This is a genomic window from Knoellia remsis, assembly GCF_003002895.1.
Taxonomy (GTDB): Bacteria; Actinomycetota; Actinomycetes; order Actinomycetales; family Dermatophilaceae; genus Knoellia; species Knoellia remsis.
Genome location: NZ_PVTI01000025.1, coordinates 36692 through 55423 on the forward strand (window position 1 = coordinate 36692; position 18732 = coordinate 55423).

Sequence of the window (18732 nt, forward strand, 5' to 3'; positions counted from 1 at the left end):
GCCCCCAGATCCGACCCCGGTCGCCCGGTGCCGGCGGCACAGCCGTTCTCCTTCGACCCGACTCCCGACGCGAGCCGGAGTGGCTCCCGGCGGGTGTTCGTGGGGTCCTGTCTAGCGCCCAAACCGGTTGGGACGCAACCTGATCGGAGGCTTTCTCGATGAACGGCTCCGCCCGCGCGTGTCGTCCACAGTCTGCCGACGACCGTCGTGCTCCCGTGCACAGGCCTGTGGACGAAGCCGGTGGACAACTCGCCCCAGCCGGGCCGGGTAGGCTGGCGTCCATGACGTCGTATGCCGCCCGTGTCCTCACCAGCGAGGAAGTCGTGAACGAGCTGCCGCTGCCCGCGTGGGGATTCGGAGTGCTCGCCCTCGTCATCTTCGCCATCCTGCTGGCGGTCCTCTGGGCGTTCCGCGGCAACGCGCAGAAGTACACGCCGGACAGTGAGCGCAACGACCACCACTCGACCGAGCTCGCGCACGCCCACGGCGGCACGATGCACGACGAGACCGAGGCCAAGCGCTGAGCGCAGTGCCCGAGCAGGCGCAGTCGACGCCCGTGGCGCGCCGTCGACTCGGTGTCATGGGTGGCACCTTCGACCCGATCCACCACGGACACCTCGTCGCCGCGTCCGAGGTGCAGTCGCTGTTCGACCTCGACGAGGTCATCTTCGTGCCGACGGGTCAGCCGTGGCAGAAGGCGGACCGGGACGTCAGCGAGCCCGAGCACCGCTACCTCATGACCGTGGTCGCGACGGCGTCGAACCCGCGCTTCCAGGTGAGCCGGGTCGACATCGAGCGCGATGGCCCGACCTACACCATCGACACGCTGCGTGACCTGCGGCGGCTCTATCCCGAGGACGAGCTGTTCTTCATCACGGGAGCGGACGCCCTCGCGCAGATCCTGTCGTGGAAGGACGCCGACGAGCTGTTCGAGCTCGCGCACTTCATCGGCGTCACCCGGCCCGGCTACGAGCTGTCCGAGTCCGGCCTGCCGGACGACAAGGTCACCCTCCAGGAGGTGCCGGCCATGGCGATCAGCTCGACGGACTGCCGTGAGCGCGTCGCCGACGGCGAGCCGGTCTGGTACCTCGTGCCCGACGGGGTCGTCCAGTACATCAACAAGCATCGTCTGTATGCCGCCGCGCCGGCTGCGCCTCCGGGCGCACCTGCCGCTCCGGCGAAGGAGTCCCGTGACAGCCTCTGAACGTTCCCTCCAGCTGGCTCGCGCCGCCGCCCACGCGGGCGCGGACAAGCTCGCGACGACGATCGTCGGCATCGACGTGAGCGAGCAGCTCGCCCTCACCGATGTCTTCGTCATCGCCTCGGCCGAGTCCGAGCGCCAGGTCGGTGCCGTCGTCGACGCCATCGAGGACTCGCTGCGCGAGCTCGACGCCAAGCCGGTGCGCCGCGAGGGCCAGCGCGACGGTCGGTGGGTGCTCATCGACTTCGGTGACATCGTCGTGCACGTCCAGCACGACGACGAGCGCGAGTTCTACGAGCTCGAGCGGCTCTGGAAGGACTGCCCCGAGATCGACCTCGGCGTTGTCGGCACCGAGCAGAGCAGCCGGTGACCGCATCTGGCCCGCGCCGGCTCGTCGTGCTCCGTCACGGCGAGACCTCGCACAACGCCGCGGGTATCTGGCAGGGCCAGCTCGACTCGCCGCTGTCCGAGCGCGGCATCGCCCAGGCCGCCGCCGCGGCCACCGCCGTCGCGGCACTGCGCCCCGTGCGCGTCGTCGCCTCCGACCTCGCCCGCGCCGCCGACACGGGGCAGACGGTGGCACGCGTCGACGACATCCCGTTCTCGACCGACCCGCGCTTCCGCGAGATCCACGCCGGCGCGTGGCAGGGGCTCACCGGTGACGAGGTTCGCGCGGGCTACCCCGAGGACATGGACCGACTGCTGCGCGGCGAGGACTTCAAGCGCGGTGGCGACGGCGAGTCCGTCGCCGACGTCGCCGCGCGCTGCCGCGCCGGGGTCGAGGACCTGCTCGCCGAGCTCGGGCCGGGGGAGTGCGCCGTCATCGCGACCCACGGTGTCGCCGGGAGGGCGCTCGCGGCCGACCTCGTCGGCATCGACCAGCGCACGTCGTGGCTCGCCCTCGGTGGCCTCGGCAACTGCCACTGGGCCGAGCTCGTCGAGGGGCGCTCCGGGTGGCGGATCCAGACGTGGAACCAGTCGGCCGCTGCGGCCGGAGCCCGAGGCGACGACCTCGCCTAAACCCCGATTTGTTTGCGGGCCGGAGCCCGTCGTAAACTTCTGCAGTTCCCGCAAGGGACGCCCCGCATCGGGGCGGCTCGGGGCATTGGCGCAGTTGGTAGCGCGCTTCCATGGCATGGAAGAGGTCAGGAGTTCGAATCTCCTATGCTCCACATCTCGAAGGGGCCGGACGACACGTCCGGTCCCTTCGTCGTTGTCCGTATGCCGTCCGCTCGCCAGCCGTGGCGCAAGCCGGGTGAGTGGTCGGGCGCGTTCTGCGAGGATCGCGGGCGTGACTGTGCAGCTGCGCCGCCTCGGCAGGGACGACAAGGATGCGAGCCTGCGGCTCAGCCGCGAGGCCTTCGGCGGGGGAGCGCCGCCGACCCCACCACCGGCACCGGGCACCCCCGCGTCGTCGGAGCCGGCACAGGATGAGACGTGGCCGGCGGACGGGGTCACCTCCTTCGGCGCGTTCGACGGCGGTGAGCTCGTCGCGAAGGCGAGCGGGCGGGCATACGAGAGCGTCTTTCACGGGCGGCGCGTCGCCACGTGCGGCGTCGCCGGGGTCACCGTGGCTGCGGAGCACAGGGGGAGCGGGCTGCTGCGTGAGCTCCTCAGGGCCGTCGTCGCCGACGGGCGCGACCGCGGCGCCGTCATCTCGACGCTCTTCCCGACCGCTCCGGGGATCTATCGCGGGTTCGGGTGGGAGCTCGTCGGCGAGCTCACCGGTGTCGCCGTGCCGACGGCGGCCCTGGCCCAGGTGCGCCGGCCGGCCGGGATCCGCACCCGGCGCGCCACCGCCCGCGACTTCACCACCGTCCGCGACCTCTACGCGTGCTGGGCCTCGGTGCGCAACGGACCGCTCACCCGGGATGGTGTCCTCTTCCCCGCGGACGCCGACGCCTGGCTCGCCGGGTTCACGGCGGTGACCCTCGCGATCGCCGACCGTCCGAACGGCGGCGAGGAGGTCCAGGGCGTCCTCGCGTGGCAACGCGGCCAGGGCTACGGACCCGAGGCGACGATCACGGCGGACGACCTCTTCTGGACGACGGCCGCGGCCCGCGACGCCCTCCTCGCGACCCTGGGCACGTTCGCCTCCGTCACCGGCACGACCCGGATCGAGACCAGCGGCACCGCCGAGCTCGATGTCGCCCTGCCGATGACGGCGACCACCATCGTGCACCGCGCGCCGTACATGCTTCGCATCATCGACGTCCCCGGTGCGCTCGCGGCCGTCTCGCCCGCGCCGGGGGTCACCGGCGCGACCACGTTCGCTGTCGCCGGTGACGACCTCGCCGGGACGGACGGCACCTACCGCCTCGACGTCACGGACGGTGCGCTGTCGTGCACGCGGCTCGATGAGCCGGCAGGGGAGGCGGCAGTCGCGTTCACCCCGCGCGGGCTCGCGCTCACGTGGGCCGGGGTCATGCCCGTGGAGAGTGTCGTCGCCGCCGGCCTCGCGACGGCGAGGTCCGACGGCGACGGTGCGCGGGCGGCATACAGGCTGTGGGACACGCTGGGGCTCAGTCGCCCCGTGCACATCCGCGACTACTTCTGAGCGACGCCTGACGCAGATTGCGCGCGGTGACGCAGAGATATCCGCGTCACCACGCGCAATCTGCGGCCACGCCCGCGTGGCTCGCCGATCAGTTCAGGGCCGAGCCGAAGCCGCCGGCGGCGGGGTCGGTCGCGTCCTGGCGGGGCGCGGTGCCGGGTGCCGGGTCAGCCGCGTCCTCCTCGGCCCGCGCGGCACTCGGGGCGGGGGTGCTCAACTCGGCCACGGCAGCGTCGTGGACGGTCGCGAGGTCGGCGTCGGGCGCGGTCGGCGGGGTGAGCCCCTCGGGGGTGTACCACTCGTCCGCGCCCTCGTAGCGCACCCGCGTCATGGGGGTCTCGCCGTCGAGCGCGGTCTCGACCTCGACGCGGCCGGTGATCGTGCCGACCTCGGTCGTCATGATTCCGCCCTCACGGGCGTCGATGGTCGTGCTGCGGGGTGCGGCCTCGGTGTCGGTCATCGTCGGTCCTCTCAGGCGCAGGAGTTGAGCTGGTTGGTCAGGGCGGTCTTCTCGCTCGACTGCAGCGAGAGGCCCCAGCGGTACTTCGTCGCGACCCACATCTTCGCGTAGGTGCAGCGGTAGCTCGTTCGGGTCGGCCACCACGTCGACGGGTCCTGGTCGCCCTTGCTGCGGTTCGAGGATGCCGAGACGGCGATGAGCTGCGGCCCGTTGAGGTCGTTCGCGAACGACTGGCGCTGGCTCGTCGTCCACGACTTCGCGCCGGAACGCCATGCCTCGGCGAGAGGCACGACGTGGTCGATGTCGACACCGGAGGCCGTCGAGATCGTGACGCCGTCGTACTCGCTGAACCACGTCCCGCGCGTCGGGTAGCACGACGAGTCGACCGCGACGTTGTCGCCGTCGCGCTTGAGGACCGTCTCGCGGGTGTTGCACGTCGAGCCCGAGGGTGTGGTCCACGTGGGGAACAGGTCGCGGCTGTAGCCGGTCATCGTGCCCTCGGCCTCGACCGGCAGGGCGGCGAGCTGGGACTTCGCGGTCGTCGTGGACGGGATGCCGGGCGGGGCGGCGGTGGCCGAGGCGCTGGACGGCGTGAGCGCCCAGAACGAGGCAACGGTGACGGTGACGAGGGTGGTGCGGGACAGGTGACGTGGCAGGTGCATGGTTGCGACGCTAGGACGCGCACCGCGACCTGCCGGTGGCTCGCACGTGAGTGTCCGGCAAAGCCTTCGTCAAGGCTTGGTCAAGACCAGCGGCGCCCGTGCTGCCACACCGGGCTCAGGCCGTCCAGACGCCGGAGGAGCCGCGTCGGTGCGAGTCGAGCAGGTGGGTGTCGACGATGCCGATGGCCTCCATGAGCGCGAACATCGTCGTCGGTCCGACGAAGGTGAACCCCTTGCGTTTCAACGCCTTCGACAGCGCCACGGACTCCGGTGAGGTCGTGGGCACCTCAGCGACCGTGCGCGGCCGCGGCGTGTCGCCCGGTGCGAACGACCACACGTATGCCGCGAGGTCGCCTTCGGGGTCGTCGCGCAGCGCCAGCGTGGCGCGGGCGTTCCGGATCGTCGCGAGGACCTTGGCGCGGTTGCGCACGATGCCGGCGTCGGCCATGAGGCGGGCGACGTCGTCGTCACCGAAGTCGGCGACGACCTCTGGGTCGAACCCGGCGAACGCCTCGCGGAACGCCGGACGCTTGCGCAGGATCGTCGCCCACGACAGCCCGGACTGGAACGCCTCGAGTGAGAGCCGCTCGAAGACGCCGCGCTCGTCGCGCACCGGCATGCCCCACTCGGTGTCGTAGTACTCGCGCAGCATCGGGTCGACCGAGGCCCACACCGGCCGGGCCAGACCGTCCTCGCCCACGACGACACCGGGCGCACCGCCACCGGCCGCGGACGGCATACGGCCGTCGCCGGCAGCCACGTCGCTCACGCGAGCTTCCCGCGGGCCTCGACCACGGCCTCGACGAACTCGTGCGGGTCCGCGACCGACACCCCGAGCCGGCCACCGCGGTGCACGAGCGTCGCCATCGGCCCACCGACCCGGTAGGCCCACTTGCCGCGGCCCTCCCAGCGCACCCCCCAGCCGTAGCCGACACCGTCGACGTGGTCGCCGACCCCGACGTCGGTGACGTCCGACATGGGCACCGTCTTCGCGGCGAGAGGGTAGGTGACCCGGACGGCGGCGTCGGTGACGGTCACGATGACTGGGCCGCGCGCGACGAGCCAGCCGAGCCCGCCGAGGACGAGCAGGGTGAGCAGGCCGACAAGCACCGACCAGCCGCCGAGGGAGGCGATGCTCAGGGCGCAGACGACGCCGACGGTCGCGATGAGGGCGCCCACGACAACGAGCGGCTTCATCGGCCGCACGACGGAGCGGTAGCGCGGTGCGCCGAGGGCCGTGGCATCGGCCGGGGTCGCGTCGGACATGGCAGGGGACTTCCTCGTGGTGCTGTCGACCGGGCTCTGAGTCATGCGGTGACTCGTCCCCGGGCGTTCAGTTCCCGGGCGTTCAATTGGGTGAGTTTTTCACGGCTGGACGTCATGGCGCGGCTCGCAGGGTGATGACGGGGATCTGCGGGTCGGCGCCGACCCGCACCGGCGGGCCCCACGTGCCGGCGCCGCGGCTGGTGATCACGGGGACTCCGTCGATGGCGGCCTGCCCCTCCAGCATGGGCTGCTGGAGCGGAACGAGCAGGTCGAACGGCCAGACCTGACCACCATGGGTGTGCCCGGAGAGCTGGAGGTCGACGCCTCGGCCGCTCGAGTCCAGGGCCATGCGGGGCTGGTGCGCGGCATACAGGGTGAACGCGTCAGTGGTGCCCGCGAGTGCCCGGTCCGGGTCGGGCGCCCACTGACCGGTGCCATCGTGGTCGTGCACGCCGGCGAGCCGGATGGTGGCGCCGTCGCGGGCCAGGGTCGTCGACTCGTTCTCGAGCACTGTCACCCCGAGGCGCTCCCACTCGGCGAGCCACTCGCGGGTCGTGCCGGTGTAGAGCTCGTGGTTGCCGATGACGGCGAAGACACCCAGCGGCGCGTCGAGCTCTGCGAGCGGGGCCACCTCGGTGCGGTGCCGCTGGAACGGCGCGTCGACGACGTCACCGGAGAGGACGACGAGGTCGGGTCGGGCGGCGTTGACCCGGTCGACGACCTGCTGGGTGAAGTCCTTGCCGTGGACGACGCCGGCGTGCAGGTCGGTCACGAGCGCGATGCGCATGCCGTCGAAGGCTGCTGGCAGGCCGGGGGAGTCGTGGGTCATCGCGGTGACCTGCGGGTCGCGCGCCTGAGCGATGCCGTATGCCGTCGCGCCGAGTGCCGCTGTCGTCACGCCGACCGCTGCGGCGCGGTTGACGCGGCGCAGCACGACGGTGCGGCGCTCGCGGCGGTGCTCACCCCGCAGGACGGCCCAGAGGCTGAGCGCGACGAGCTGGGCGATGGCGAGCCCGAGGACGAGGTAGAGCGCGACGACGAGCCAGGAGAGCGCGACGAAGGCCACGGGCCGGGTGTCATCGGCGCTGCCCCACCGCAGGCCCCCGGCCTGGGCGAGCACCGCGAGCCCGGTGAGGACCACGAGCAGCGCGCTCACGGCATACCGCCACCGCGTCGACCACCGCGGCGCCACGACAAGGCGCCGATGGAGCCAGAAGGTGAGCAGGCCGACGAGAGTCAGCGCGATCAGGGCAACGGGCAGCACACCTGGTCCAGGGTCGTCGTGATGGGGACCTCATCGTCGCACTCGTGCATTCCGCGGTGATCCGTGGTCTCATGGTGGGGTCCGTCATCACTACCTGAAGTAGGTTCAATGAAGAGCCTCCACGTCGACGTCCTCATCGTCGGAGCCGGGCTGTCCGGGGTGGGCGCGGCCTCACGGCTCGTCCAGGAACGCCCCGACGCGACGTTCGCCGTCCTCGAGTCGCGCGAGGCCATGGGCGGCACGTGGGACCTCTTCCGCTACCCGGGCATCCGGTCCGACTCGGACATGGTGACGTTCAGCTACCCGTTCCGACCGTGGACGCGCGACGAGACCCTCACCGACGGCGCGACGATCCGCGAGTACATCGCCGACACGGCCCGCGAGCAGGGGATCGAGGACCGCATCCGCTACGGCCAGCGCGTCATCTCGGCGTCGTGGTCGTCGGCGACGGCGCGGTGGTCGGTGCGCGCCGAGACCGACGAGGGACTGCTCGAGCACACCGCCCGCTTCCTCTACGTCTGCACCGGCTACTACTCCTACGAGAGCGGTCACGTCGTCGACTTCCCCGGGCAGGAGACCTTCGGCGGGACCGTGATCCACCCGCAGTTCTGGCCGCAGGACTTCGACCCGACGGGCAAGCGCATCGTCGTCATCGGGTCGGGCGCCACGGCGATCACGCTCATCCCCGCGCTCGCCGAGCAGGGGGCGGAGCACGTGACGATGCTGCAGCGCAGCCCGACCTACGTGCTGCCCGTGCCGGGGCGTGACGACATCGGACGGGCGGTGCGGCGCGTGCTGCCGGAGCGGGCGGCATACCGCACCGTGCGCGCGTGGAACGTCGTGCGCAACGTTGCGCTGTACGAAGGCAGCCGGCGGTTCCCCGGAGCAGTGCGCAAGGGGATCGCGGCGCTCAATGCGCGCGGCGTCGGGCGGGCGATGGTGCGGGAGCACTTCACCCCGCGCTACGACCCCTGGGACCAGCGGCTGTGCGTCGTGCCCGACGGGGACCTGTTCCGGACGCTGCGGCGTGGGGACCGGGCGTCGGTCGTCACCGACACCATCGAGACGTTCACGCCGCGGGGGATCCGGACCTCGAGCGGGCGCGAGCTCGAGGCGGACGCCATCGTCACCGCGACCGGGCTGCGCATCGAGCTCGCCGGTGGCATCACGTTCCTCGTCGACGGCGAGCCCGTCGTGCCGGGTGAGCGGTTCCTCTACAAGGGGGCCATGCTCGACGGAGTCCCGAACCTCGCGCTGTGCATCGGCTACACGAACAACTCGTGGACGCTGCGCGCCGACCTCACGTCCCGGTTCGTCTGTGCGTTGCTCGGTGAGCTGCGCCGGCGCGGCGCCGATGCCGTGACCCCGCGTGCCGACCCTGGCATGGAGGAGGGCGAGATGCCGTTCTCGCTCACCTCGGGCTACGTGCAACGGGCCAAGGACCTCCTGCCGAAGCAGGGGCTGCGCGCTCCGTGGCAAGCCCGGCACAACTACCTCGTCGACCGCCGGCTCATGTCGGTGCGTCGTCTGGGTGACCCCGGGCTCGAGTACTCGGTCGTGCGGCGCGGCGGCGACGAGGTCGTGTCGACGTCGGATGCGCCCGGGGAGGAGCAGGCGCAGGACCCCGGCGTGATCGAGGCGGCGGCCGCACTGTCGGCCGCGGTCGCGGCGTCGGCGGCCGTCGTCGCGGGCGCGGAGCTTGCCGACGGGCCCGACGCCGAGACCGCGCCGTCGTAGGGGCTTCCTAGACTCGAGGTCATGCCCCTCTCCATCGGTGCCCACGTCGACCAGACCGACCCGCTCGCCGAGGCTGCCGCGCGCGGCACTGACCTCGTCCAGTTCTTCCTCGGTGACCCGCAGGGCTACAAGGGCCCGGAGATCCGGTATGCCGGTGGGGCCGACGGTCTGCGCGCGGACGCCGAGGCCGCGGGAGTCGCGCTCTATGTCCACGCGCCGTACGTCATCAACGTCGCGACGACGAACAACCGGATCCGGATCCCGTCGCGCAAGCTGCTCCAGCAGCACGTCGACGCCGCCGCCTCGATCGGCGCTCGCGGCCTCATCGTCCACGGCGGCCACGTGAACAAGGGGGACGACCCGGAGGTCGGCTTCGACAACTGGCGCAAGGCCATCGAGGCCACCGACCTCACAGTGCCGCTCCTGCTCGAGAACACCGCCGGCGGCGACAACGCCATGGCGCGCTACCTCGACCGCATCGCGCGCGTGTGGGACGCGATCGGCTCGGCATCCCAGGCCGAGATGGTCGGGTTCTGTCTCGACACCTGCCACGCCCACGCGGGCGGCAACGCCCTCGAGACGGTCGTCGAGGATGTGCGCGCCATCACTGGACGGATCGACCTCGTCCACTGCAACGACAGTCGCGACGCCTTCGACTCGGGCGCGGACCGGCACGCCAACTTCGGCGCCGGGCAGATCGACGCCGACCTGCTCGCGTCGGTGGTGCGCGACGCGGGGGCGCCGGTGGTGTGCGAGACGCCGGGCGGCGCGGAGGAGCACAGGGCCGACTTCGCCTGGCTGCGCGACCGCCTCTGACGTCGGCCTCGAGGCCCACGGCGCGCGGGCTCGAGCGAGTCACCGATTGGTCAGCCGACCACCCCTCGGTGCTCGCCTCGGCCATCGGTGACTCGCTCGTCGCGGGGCCAGCGCTCGACTCAGCGCAGCAGGGGTGACACGGCGCGAATGAGGTCGTCGGCGGTGTGGGCTGCAGGCCCCTCGAACTCGCCGATCTCGAGTCCGACGACGTCGAGCCCCGACAGGGCCGATGCGCAGGCAGCCACGTCGTCGAGGGTGAGTCCGTCGGCGACGCGGTAGTCGGTGGCGACGATGCCCGGTTCGAGGACGTCGCAGTCGATGTGCACGAAGACGGGTCGGTCCCCGACCGTCTCGGCGAGCCGCTGCGCGAGACCCGGGCCGCTCGCCACCCATGCCGGGCTGCCCTGCTCGAGGCGGGTCACCTCAGCCGGGTCGACGTCGCGAGCGCCGACGAGGACGGCCTGTGAGTCGGGCAGGCCTGCGCCGAGCCCGCTGTCCCACCAGCCCAGGGGACCGGAGTAGGCCATGCCGCCGAGGAAGCCGGTCGGCGTGCTGTCGGGGACATGGATGTCGGCGTGCGCGTCGAACCAGACGACGACGGTCTCGGGCCGGTGCCGCAGCACCGCGGGAATCGTGGCGAGCGCGACGACGCAGCGGGTGTTCGCTGCCACGAGCTGCTGACCTGTGGCCAGGACCTCGTGGGCGGCGCGGGCCATCGTGGTCAGGTCGGCCCGGGCTCGGTCGAGCTCGACGTCCCAGGCCGTCGGCTCGGCGGGGACCGGCGTGCCGACCGTCCTCACCCCGCGACCGGTCGCCTCGGCGAAGGCGCGAGCCAGCTCCGGTGACGCCGCCATCGCCCGGTCGTTGTGGTCGCCGGCCGGGCCGACGTAGCAGAGGATGTCGCTCGCGCTCATGGTTCGACACAAACAGACATCCCCGGTCCTCACAAGGGCGTGAGATGCGCCGCCCTTGTGAGGACCGGGGCGAGGCAGGGCCGGGCCGGGTCAGGCAGTGAGGAAGGCTCTGGCGCTGGCCTCGGGGGTGAGGTCGAGGCGTCGCAGCAGCTGGGCGTTGAGCGCGACGACGACGGTCGAGGCCGACATGAGGATCGCGCCGACGCTCATCGGCATGACGAACCCGACGGGCGCGAGCACCCCGGCCGCAAGTGGCACGGCGGCGAGGTTGTAGCCGGCGGCCCACCAGAGGTTCTGCTTCATCTTGCGGTATGCCGCCCGCGACAACTGGATCACCGACAGCACCGAGCGCGGGTCGGACGAAGCGAGGATGACCCCCGCCGAGCCGATGGCGACGTCCGTGCCGGCGCCGATGGCGATGCCGACATCGGCCTGCGCCAGAGCGGGTGCGTCGTTGACGCCGTCCCCGACCATGGCGACCTTGCGGCCCTCGCCCTGGAGCTCGGCGACCTTGGCCGACTTGTCCTCGGGACGCACCCCGGCGTAGACGCGGTCGATGCCGAGCTCGTCGCCGACGGTGCGGGCCACGGCTTCGGCGTCGCCGGTGATCATGACGACCTCGACGCCGGCGGCGTGGAGTGCGTCGACCGCCTGCTGGGACTCCGGGCGGACCTCGTCGGCGAGCCGCAGCGCACCGATGACCTCGCCGTCGCGCAGGACGTGCAGGATGATCGCCCCCTCCTCCCGCCACGACTGTGCGACCGGCAGCTCGCTGACACCGCGCTCGTCGAGCAGGTGCGGCCCGCCGACCTCGACGGTCGCGCCGTCCACGGTCGCGCGCACGCCCACCGCCGGCGAGCTCGCGAAGTCGCGGGACGCCGGCACCGAGAGTCCACGCTCGCGGGCCGAGCCGACGATGGCCCGGGCCAGCGGGTGCTCGCTGTCGGACTCCGCGGCGGCCGCGAGGGACAGCACGTCGTCCTCGGTGTGGCCACCGCTCGGCTCCACGGCGGTGACGGTCGGCTCGCCCTTGGTCAGCGTGCCGGTCTTGTCGAAGAGGACGGTGTCGACGGTGCGCATCGACTCCAGGGCCAGCCGGTCCTTGACGAGGACGCCGCCCTTGGCGGCGCGCTCGGTCGCGATCGAGACGACGAGGGGGATGGCGAGCCCGAGGGCGTGGGGGCAGGCGATGACGAGGACGGTGATGGCGCGCACGACCGCGCTGTCCGGCATACCCAGCGCCGTCCACACGACCGCGGTGATGACGGCGGCACCCAGGGCGAACCAGAAGAGCAGCGCGGCAGCCCTGTCCGCGAGGCGCTGCGCCCGCGACGACGAGGCCTGCGCCTCGCTGACGAGCTTCTGGATGCCGGCCAGGGCCGTCTGGTCCCCGGTCGCGGTGACCTCGACCCGCAGGCCGGAGTCGGTGGCGACGGTGCCAGCGACGACGTCCTCGCCGACCTCACGACGGACCGTGCGCGACTCGCCGGTGATCATCGACTCATCCATGCTCGCCGACCCGTCGACGATGCGGCCGTCCGCGGGCACGGACGCGCCGGGCCGCACCACGACGACGTCGCCGACGGCCAGGTCGGCGGGGGAGACGGTGACGACATCGTCGCCCACGACCTTCTCGGCCTCGTCCGGCAGCAGCGCCGCGAGCGAGTCCAGGGCCGACGTCGTCTGCGCGAGCGAGCGCATCTCGATCCAGTGGCCGAGCAGCATGATGACGACGAGGAGCGCGAGCTCCCACCAGAAGTCGAGCTCCATGTCGAGGATGCCGAGCGTCGCGCCCCACGACGACACGAACGCGACGGTGATCGCGAGCCCGATGAGGAGCATCATCCCGGGCTTGCGTGCGCGGATCTCCGAGACGGCGCCGGTGAGGAACGGCCGCCCGCCCCAGAGGTAGATCACCGTGCCGAGGACGGGGGAGACCCACCGCACCCAGCCACCGTGCGGGAGGTCGTAGCCGACGAGGTCGGCGAACATCGGGCTGAACGCCACGACCGGGACGGCGAGGACGAGCATGACCCAGAACAGCCGCCGGAACTGCCCGACATGGTCGCCGTGCCCACCGTGGCTGCCGTGGCCCCCATGGCCGCCGTCAGCCATCGCGTGACCCTCACGACTCGTGTCCCCGCCATGGCCGGCGTGGTCCTCGGTCATCGTCGCCATGTCGTGGCCCTCGTGCCCCTGATGTGTGCTCATGCCTTCAGTATACCCCCTAGGGGTATCTGGCGCAAGGCCTGGCGCCGGTCGTGGCACGCTGTCGCCCATGCCTGAAGCCGCCTGGGCCATCGCCACCGTCGCCGCCGCCTTGAACTGGTGGAGCGTCGCCGCCCGGGCAGGAGGGGTGAGTGGCTCCTCAAGCCGCTCGTCCTCGTCGCGCTCATCGCCGCCGCGTGGGGGATGGGGGCGGGCGACACCGCGGCAGGGCGCTGGGTGCTCGCCGCACTGGTCCTCAGCCTGCTCGGCGACATCGCCCTGCTCTCCGAGAGCGAGCCGAGGTTCGTCGCCGGGCTGTCCGCGTTCCTCCTCGCCCACGTCGCCTACGTCGTCGCCTTCGCCCTCACCGGTATGCCGGCCGCGCGCCTCGCCCTCGTCGGTGCCGCTCTCGTCGTCCTCGCCGGGGTCACCGTGGGCCGGCGCGTCATCCCGGCGGCGGCCCGCGAAGGCGGGGCCGCGCTGGGAGGCGCCTGTGCGGCATACCTGCTCGTCATCGGCACGATGGTCGTGACGGCCTGGGCGACGGGGCGGCCGCTCGTGGCGCTCGGCGCGACCGTCTTCATGACCAGCGACGCGATCCTCGCGTGGAACCGGTTCGTCGCGCCGCTGCGGCACGGTCACGTCGCCGTCATGGTGACCTACCACGTCGGACAGGCCCTCATCGTGATCGGCCTGCTGCGCTAACCTCCGTCCAAACGCGACGGATTCAAAGGACGAGATGAGCGACACGACGCCGTATCGGTACACCGCCGAGCTGGCCGACACGATCGAGACCGCCTGGCAGGACCGCTGGGAGGAGCAGGGCACGTTCCACGCGCCCAACCCGGCCGGGCCCTGGGCCGAGCCCGACAAGGTGGACGACCGCGAGAAGCTCCTCGTGCTCGACATGTTCCCGTACCCGTCGGGCGCCGGGCTGCACATCGGCCACCCGCTCGGCTACATCGCGACCGACGTCTTCGCGCGCTACCAGCGGATGACGGGCAAGAACGTCCTGCACTGCCTGGGCTACGACGCCTTCGGGCTGCCGGCCGAGCAGTACGCCGTGCAGACCGGGCAGCACCCGCGCAAGACGACCGAGGAGAACATCGTCGTCATGAAGCGCCAGCTGCGGCGGCTGGGGCTGGCGCACGACGACCGGCGCGCCATCGAGACGATCGACCCGAAGTACTACAAGTGGACCCAGTGGATCTTCGAGCAGATCTGGGACGCGTGGTACGACGTCGACGCGGTCCGTGAGGACGGCGGCACGGGGCGCGCTCGGCCGATCAGCGAGCTCGTCGAGCAGTTCGCGTCGGGGGAGCGGGCGACACCGGACGGTCGGGACTGGGCTGGCCTGTCGGAGCGCGAGCAGGCCGAGGTCCTGGACGGGTTCCGGCTCGCCTACACCTCGCAGGCGCCGGTCAACTGGGCACCCGGCCTCGGCACCGTGCTCTCCAACGAGGAGGTCACGAGCGACGGCCGGTCCGAGCGCGGGAACTTCCCCGTCTTCAAGACGAACCTGCGCCAGTGGATGATGCGGATCACCGCGTATGCCGACCGGCTCGCCGACGACCTCGACCGTGTGGACTGGCCCGAGAAGGTCAAGCTCATGCAGCGCAACTGGATCGGGCGCAGCCAGGGTGCGCTCGTGCGCTTCCCCGTCGTCGGGCAGGACGCGACGCTCGAGGTCTTCACGACGCGGCCCGACACCCTCTTCGGTGCGACCTTCATGGTCGTGGCACCGGAGCACCCGCTGCTGGAATCGCTCGTCTCGCAGGGCGACTGGGACCCTGACGTCAACCCGGTGTGGACGGGAGGCGCAGCGACCCCGCGCGACGCGGTCGCGGCATACCGGCTCGCCGCCTCGCGCAAGAGCGACGTCGAGCGGCAGACCGAGGGCAAGGACAAGACCGGCGTCTTCACGGGCGCCTACGCGACCAACCCCGTGAACGGCGAGCAGATCCCCGTCTTCGTCGCCGACTACGTCCTCATGGGCTACGGCACCGGCGCGATCATGGCGGTGCCGGCGCAGGACGCACGCGACTGGGAGTACGCCGAGAAGTTCGGACTGCCCATCGTGCGCACCGTGCAGCCGAGCGAGGGTCACGACGACAGCACCGCTTTCACCGGTGACGGCCCCGCGATCAACTCGGCCAACGACGAGATCTCGCTCGACGGGCTCGCGGTCGCCGACGCCAAGGCCGCCATCATCGAGTGGCTCGTCGCGAAGGGCTACGGCGAGGAGACCGTCAACTACAAGCTGCGCGACTGGCTGTTCAGCCGCCAGCGCTACTGGGGCGAGCCGTTCCCCATCGTCTTCGACGAGGACGGCGTCGCGCACAAGGTGCCCGAGTCGATGCTGCCGGTCGAGCTGCCGGACGTCCCCGACTACTCGCCGAAGACGTTCGACCCCGACGACGACAGCTCCAGCCCCGAGGCGCCGCTGTCGCGAGCAACCGAGTGGGTCGACGTCGAGCTCGACCTGGGCGACGGGCGTGGGCCGCGCCGGTTCACCCGCGAGACGAACACCATGCCGAACTGGGCCGGGTCGTGCTGGTACTACCTGCGCTACCTCGACCCGGCCAACGACGAGGCGTTCGTCGACCCGGAGAACGAGGCCTACTGGATGGGCCGGCACGACGCTCCGGTCGAGGGCGCGCCGGCGGGTGCCGCGGACCCCGGCGGCGTCGACCTCTACATCGGCGGCGTCGAGCACGCGGTGCTGCACCTGCTCTACGCGCGGTTCTGGCACAAGGTGCTCTTCGACCTCGGTCACGTCACGAGCGAGGAGCCGTTCCGCAAGTACTTCTCGCAGGGCTACATCCAGGCGTACGCCTACCGCGACGACCGCGGGCAGCCGGTGCCGGCGGCCGAGGTCGTCGAGGGCGAGTCCGGCCCCGACGGCGAGGTCGCATTCACGTGGAACGGCCAGCCCGTCACCCGCGAGTTCGGCAAGATCGGCAAGTCGCTCAAGAACGTCGTCAGCCCCGACGAGATGTATGACGCGTACGGCGCGGACACGCTGCGCGTCTACGAGATGTCGATGGGGCCACTGGAGCAGTCCAAGCCGTGGGAGACCCGGGCCGTCGTCGGCGCCCAGCGGTTCCTGCAACGCCTGTGGCGCAACGTGATCGACGAGGAGACGGGTGAGGTGCGCGTCGTCGACGCGCCGCTCGACCAGGACACCCTGCACGTGCTGCACCGGACGATCGACGCCGTGACCCGCGACTACGCCGCCCTGGGCTTCAACACGGCCATCGCCCGGCTCATCGAGCTCAACAACGCGCTCACCAAGCTCGATGCGGTGCCGCGCGAGGCGGCCGAGGCCATCGTGCAGATGGTGGCACCGATCGCGCCGCACATCGCCGAGGAGCTGTGGCGCCGGCTCGGGCACGACGAGACGATCACCTACGTCCCGTTCCCCGTCGCGGACCCGGCGCTCCTCGTCGAGGACACCGTGACCTGCGTCGTCCAGATCAAGGGCAAGGTCCGTGACCGCATCGAGGTGCCGTCCGATATCAGCGAGGACGCCCTGCGCGAGCAGGTCCTCGCACTGCCGAAGGTCGTCGAGGCCACGGCCGGGGGAGTGCGCACCGTCATCGTGCGCGCACCCAAGCTCGTCAACGTCGTCCCCGCCTGAGCACCTCTGCCGCCCGGCTCGTTTGCGTCTGCGTGGATGGTTGAGAACCTGACCAGCCACGCAGACGCAACGCAGCGCAAGGGCGGCGGTGACGGAGACGACGGCGAGGGGTTCGGGATGTGGACACGGTCTGACGACGCCGCGCGGGACGGCATACAGTCACGGACGTAGGTCATGAGTGCCAGTGACAAGCCCCGGCTCGCTGGCCGGCAACCCTCCTCCGCGGTGGGGTGCTCCGGGTGACGACCTGGTCGACTCACCATCTCGGTGGTCGGCAAGCGCGGACTCGCGAGCAGTCGGGAGTCCAACGACTCCCGAAGGGGACCCGTCACATGTCCATCGCCACCACCCTCACCGGCCCGAGCACCACGACGGCCCAGCCGCAGCGTCGTCAGCCCTGGCTCCGCTCCGTCCCGCAGCCGCGGCCGACAACGCAGCCCTCGCCGCACTCCGAGCGCCCGCTCGACCTGCCGGCCGTGACCCCCGCCCCGCTCGTCCCGACGTGCGACGGCCGCACCGTCGAGTACGCGAACTTCGACCACGGCGCCTCCACCCCGGCACTGCTCAGCGTCCGCGCCGCCGTCGAGAGGGCGACCGAGACGTACTCCAGCGTCCACCGCGGCCAGGGCTGGGCGAGCCAGGTGTCGAGCCACTACTACGAGGCCGCGCGCGAGGAGGTCGCTCGCTTCGTCGGCGCCCGCGGGGGCGACGAGGTGATCTTCACCCGCAACACGACCGACTCCTTCAACCTGCTCGCCCGGGCGCTGCCCCGGCGCACCCAGGTCATCGTCTTCGCGACCGAGCACCACGCGACGCTGCTCCCGTGGGAAGCCCGCCGGACGACTCGCCTGCCGGTCCCGCTGACCGACCGCGACGCCGAGGCGCTCCTCACCGACGCGCTGCGCCGCGCCACCTCGTCGAACGTCCTCGTCGTCCTGTCCGGCGCCTCGAACGTCACCGGTGAGTACTGGCCGGTCGAGCGGCTCGCCGCCATCGCCCGCACTCGCGGTGCCCGGGTCGCGCTCGACGGCGCGCAGCTCGTCGGCCACCGCCGGGTCGACCTCGAGACGCTCGGGGTGGACTGGGTTGCCTTCAGCGGGCACAAGCTCTACGCGCCGTACGGTGCGGGCGCGCTCGTCGGGCGCGCGGACTGGCTCGACGCGGCCCCGCCGTACCTCGCCGGTGGCGGCGCGACAGCCGCGGTGACCCCGCTGTCCACGACCTGGCAGACCGGTCCGGCGCGGCACGAGGGCGGCAGCCCGAACGTCCTCGGCGCCGTCGCCCTCGCCGCCGCCTGCGCAGCGATCCGCGAGCACCGTGGCGCGGTCGAGGCGCACGAGCAGCGGCTCACCGCACGCCTCGTCGAGGGGCTGCGGGCGATCGCCGGAGTCGAGACGTTCAGCATCTTCGGCGACGACTCCGACCGCGCCCCGGTCGTGACGTTCACCGTCGACGGCCTCGACTCCTCGCTCGTCTCCGCGGCCCTGTCGGCCGAGCACGGCATCGGCGTGCGCGACGGCAAGTTCTGCGCCCACCTCCTCGTCGACACGCTGCTCTCCGACGAGGACGCCGAGGTGACGACCGCGGTGCGGGTCAGCGCTGGGCTCGCGACGACCGACGAGCACGTGGAGCGGCTGCTCGCCGCGGTCGCCGGCCTCGCCGCCGACGGCCCGGGCGTCGAGTTCGACCACGTCGACGGTCGGGGCTGGCAGCCCCGCGCCGACGAGCGTCCAGCTCTCACCGACCTGCCCTGGTGACCCCTCCCTGCGACTGATCCAGAAAATGAAGGTGATGGGGGCAGGGGTGAGTGCTGCGGGTGGCGCGGTGGTGTGTGGGGTTTTGGTCAGGCGACGGGTTCGAGGGTGACGCGGTAGCCGAGGGCTTGGAGGTCGCGGACGTGTCGCTGGGTGCGGCGTGTGGTGTCGATGTGGCGGTCGTAGTAGTCGGCGCCGAGGTCGGTGTAGCTCTGGGTCGGGTCGGTCAGGAGGTGCCAGATGATGGTCAGGAGTG

At 71.9% G+C, this 18732-nt stretch carries 17 protein-coding genes, 1 tRNA gene and 1 riboswitch; of the genes, 11 read left to right on the forward strand and 7 right to left on the reverse strand.

The window, feature by feature from the left end:
* Nucleotides 1-281: 281 nt before the first annotated feature.
* The 6 genes from BCF74_RS13750 to BCF74_RS13775 all read left to right on the forward strand — a co-directional run bounded on the left by BCF74_RS13750 (nucleotide 282) and on the right by BCF74_RS13775 (nucleotide 3758).
* A complete protein-coding gene (locus BCF74_RS13750; RefSeq protein WP_106298531.1) occupies nucleotides 282-524 on the forward strand; it encodes a hypothetical protein in 243 nt (80 codons plus the stop codon).
* Nucleotides 525-556: 32 nt separating this feature from the next.
* Nucleotides 557-1204: a nicotinate-nucleotide adenylyltransferase gene (nadD, locus tag BCF74_RS13755; protein WP_106298551.1), complete on the forward strand. Its 648-nt coding sequence runs from the start codon at nucleotides 557-559 to the stop codon at nucleotides 1202-1204.
* Nucleotides 1191-1571 (forward strand): ribosome silencing factor, encoded by a 381-nt coding sequence (rsfS, locus tag BCF74_RS13760; RefSeq protein WP_106298532.1) that lies wholly within the window; start codon nucleotides 1191-1193, stop codon nucleotides 1569-1571. The genes nadD and rsfS overlap by 14 nt, the downstream gene beginning before the upstream one ends.
* A complete protein-coding gene (locus tag BCF74_RS13765) occupies nucleotides 1568-2221 on the forward strand; it encodes a histidine phosphatase family protein (protein ID WP_106298533.1) in 654 nt (217 codons plus the stop codon). Before rsfS ends, BCF74_RS13765 begins: the two co-directional genes overlap by 4 nt.
* Nucleotides 2222-2300: 79 nt before the next feature.
* Nucleotides 2301-2373 (forward strand) — tRNA-Ala (locus BCF74_RS13770).
* Between the two features lie 119 nt (nucleotides 2374-2492).
* On the forward strand, nucleotides 2493-3758 hold the full coding sequence (locus BCF74_RS13775; RefSeq protein ID WP_146132975.1) for a GNAT family N-acetyltransferase: 1266 nt from the start codon (nucleotides 2493-2495) through the stop codon (nucleotides 3756-3758).
* A gap of 88 nt (nucleotides 3759-3846) precedes the next feature.
* On the opposite strand, the gene BCF74_RS13780 is transcribed toward BCF74_RS13775, so the two are convergent.
* The 5 genes from BCF74_RS13780 to BCF74_RS13800 form a co-directional block, all read right to left on the reverse strand.
* A complete protein-coding gene (locus tag BCF74_RS13780) occupies nucleotides 3847-4215 on the reverse strand; it encodes a hypothetical protein (protein ID WP_106298535.1) in 369 nt (122 codons plus the stop codon).
* Nucleotides 4216-4226: 11 nt separating this feature from the next.
* Nucleotides 4227-4877: an HNH endonuclease family protein gene (locus BCF74_RS13785; RefSeq protein ID WP_106298536.1), complete on the reverse strand. Its 651-nt coding sequence runs from the start codon at nucleotides 4875-4877 to the stop codon at nucleotides 4227-4229.
* 115 nt (nucleotides 4878-4992) lie between these two features.
* Entirely contained in the window at nucleotides 4993-5616 is a 624-nt protein-coding gene (locus BCF74_RS13790) for a DNA-3-methyladenine glycosylase I (RefSeq protein WP_106298552.1), read from the reverse strand.
* Between the two features lie 26 nt (nucleotides 5617-5642).
* Nucleotides 5643-6188, reverse strand: a complete 546-nt coding sequence (locus tag BCF74_RS13795; protein WP_146132976.1) for a hypothetical protein — start codon at nucleotides 6186-6188, stop codon at nucleotides 5643-5645.
* Nucleotides 6189-6255: 67 nt separating this feature from the next.
* Nucleotides 6256-7407, reverse strand: a complete 1152-nt coding sequence (locus BCF74_RS13800) for a metallophosphoesterase (RefSeq protein ID WP_106298538.1) — start codon at nucleotides 7405-7407, stop codon at nucleotides 6256-6258.
* Between the two features lie 108 nt (nucleotides 7408-7515).
* Between BCF74_RS13800 and BCF74_RS13805 the strand changes: the two genes are divergently transcribed.
* On the forward strand, nucleotides 7516-9144 hold the full coding sequence (locus tag BCF74_RS13805; protein WP_177426669.1) for a flavin-containing monooxygenase: 1629 nt from the start codon (nucleotides 7516-7518) through the stop codon (nucleotides 9142-9144).
* Between the two features lie 21 nt (nucleotides 9145-9165).
* Nucleotides 9166-9960, forward strand: a complete 795-nt coding sequence (locus BCF74_RS13810) for a deoxyribonuclease IV (RefSeq protein ID WP_106298539.1) — start codon at nucleotides 9166-9168, stop codon at nucleotides 9958-9960.
* Nucleotides 9961-10079: 119 nt separating this feature from the next.
* Here the strand turns inward: BCF74_RS13810 and BCF74_RS13815 are convergent, their stop codons facing one another.
* Nucleotides 10080-10874, reverse strand: coding sequence for an arginase family protein (locus BCF74_RS13815; RefSeq protein WP_106298540.1), 795 nt, complete (start codon nucleotides 10872-10874; stop codon nucleotides 10080-10082).
* Nucleotides 10875-10964: 90 nt separating this feature from the next.
* Nucleotides 10965-13085 (reverse strand): heavy metal translocating P-type ATPase, encoded by a 2121-nt coding sequence (locus tag BCF74_RS13820; RefSeq protein WP_106298541.1) that lies wholly within the window; start codon nucleotides 13083-13085, stop codon nucleotides 10965-10967.
* Nucleotides 13086-13202: 117 nt separating this feature from the next.
* On the opposite strand from BCF74_RS13820, the gene BCF74_RS13825 reads away from it, so the two are divergent.
* The 3 genes from BCF74_RS13825 to BCF74_RS13835 all read left to right on the forward strand — a co-directional run bounded on the left by BCF74_RS13825 (nucleotide 13203) and on the right by BCF74_RS13835 (nucleotide 18479).
* Nucleotides 13203-13787: a lysoplasmalogenase gene (locus BCF74_RS13825; protein WP_170070254.1), complete on the forward strand. Its 585-nt coding sequence runs from the start codon at nucleotides 13203-13205 to the stop codon at nucleotides 13785-13787.
* Between the two features lie 34 nt (nucleotides 13788-13821).
* Nucleotides 13822-16722 (forward strand): leucine--tRNA ligase, encoded by a 2901-nt coding sequence (leuS, locus tag BCF74_RS13830; RefSeq protein ID WP_106298543.1) that lies wholly within the window; start codon nucleotides 13822-13824, stop codon nucleotides 16720-16722.
* Nucleotides 16723-16892: 170 nt separating this feature from the next.
* Nucleotides 16893-17009: riboswitch (SAM riboswitch) on the forward strand.
* 45 nt (nucleotides 17010-17054) lie between these two features.
* Nucleotides 17055-18479, forward strand: a complete 1425-nt coding sequence (locus BCF74_RS13835; RefSeq protein WP_106298544.1) for an aminotransferase class V-fold PLP-dependent enzyme — start codon at nucleotides 17055-17057, stop codon at nucleotides 18477-18479.
* Nucleotides 18480-18732 lie beyond the last annotated feature (253 nt).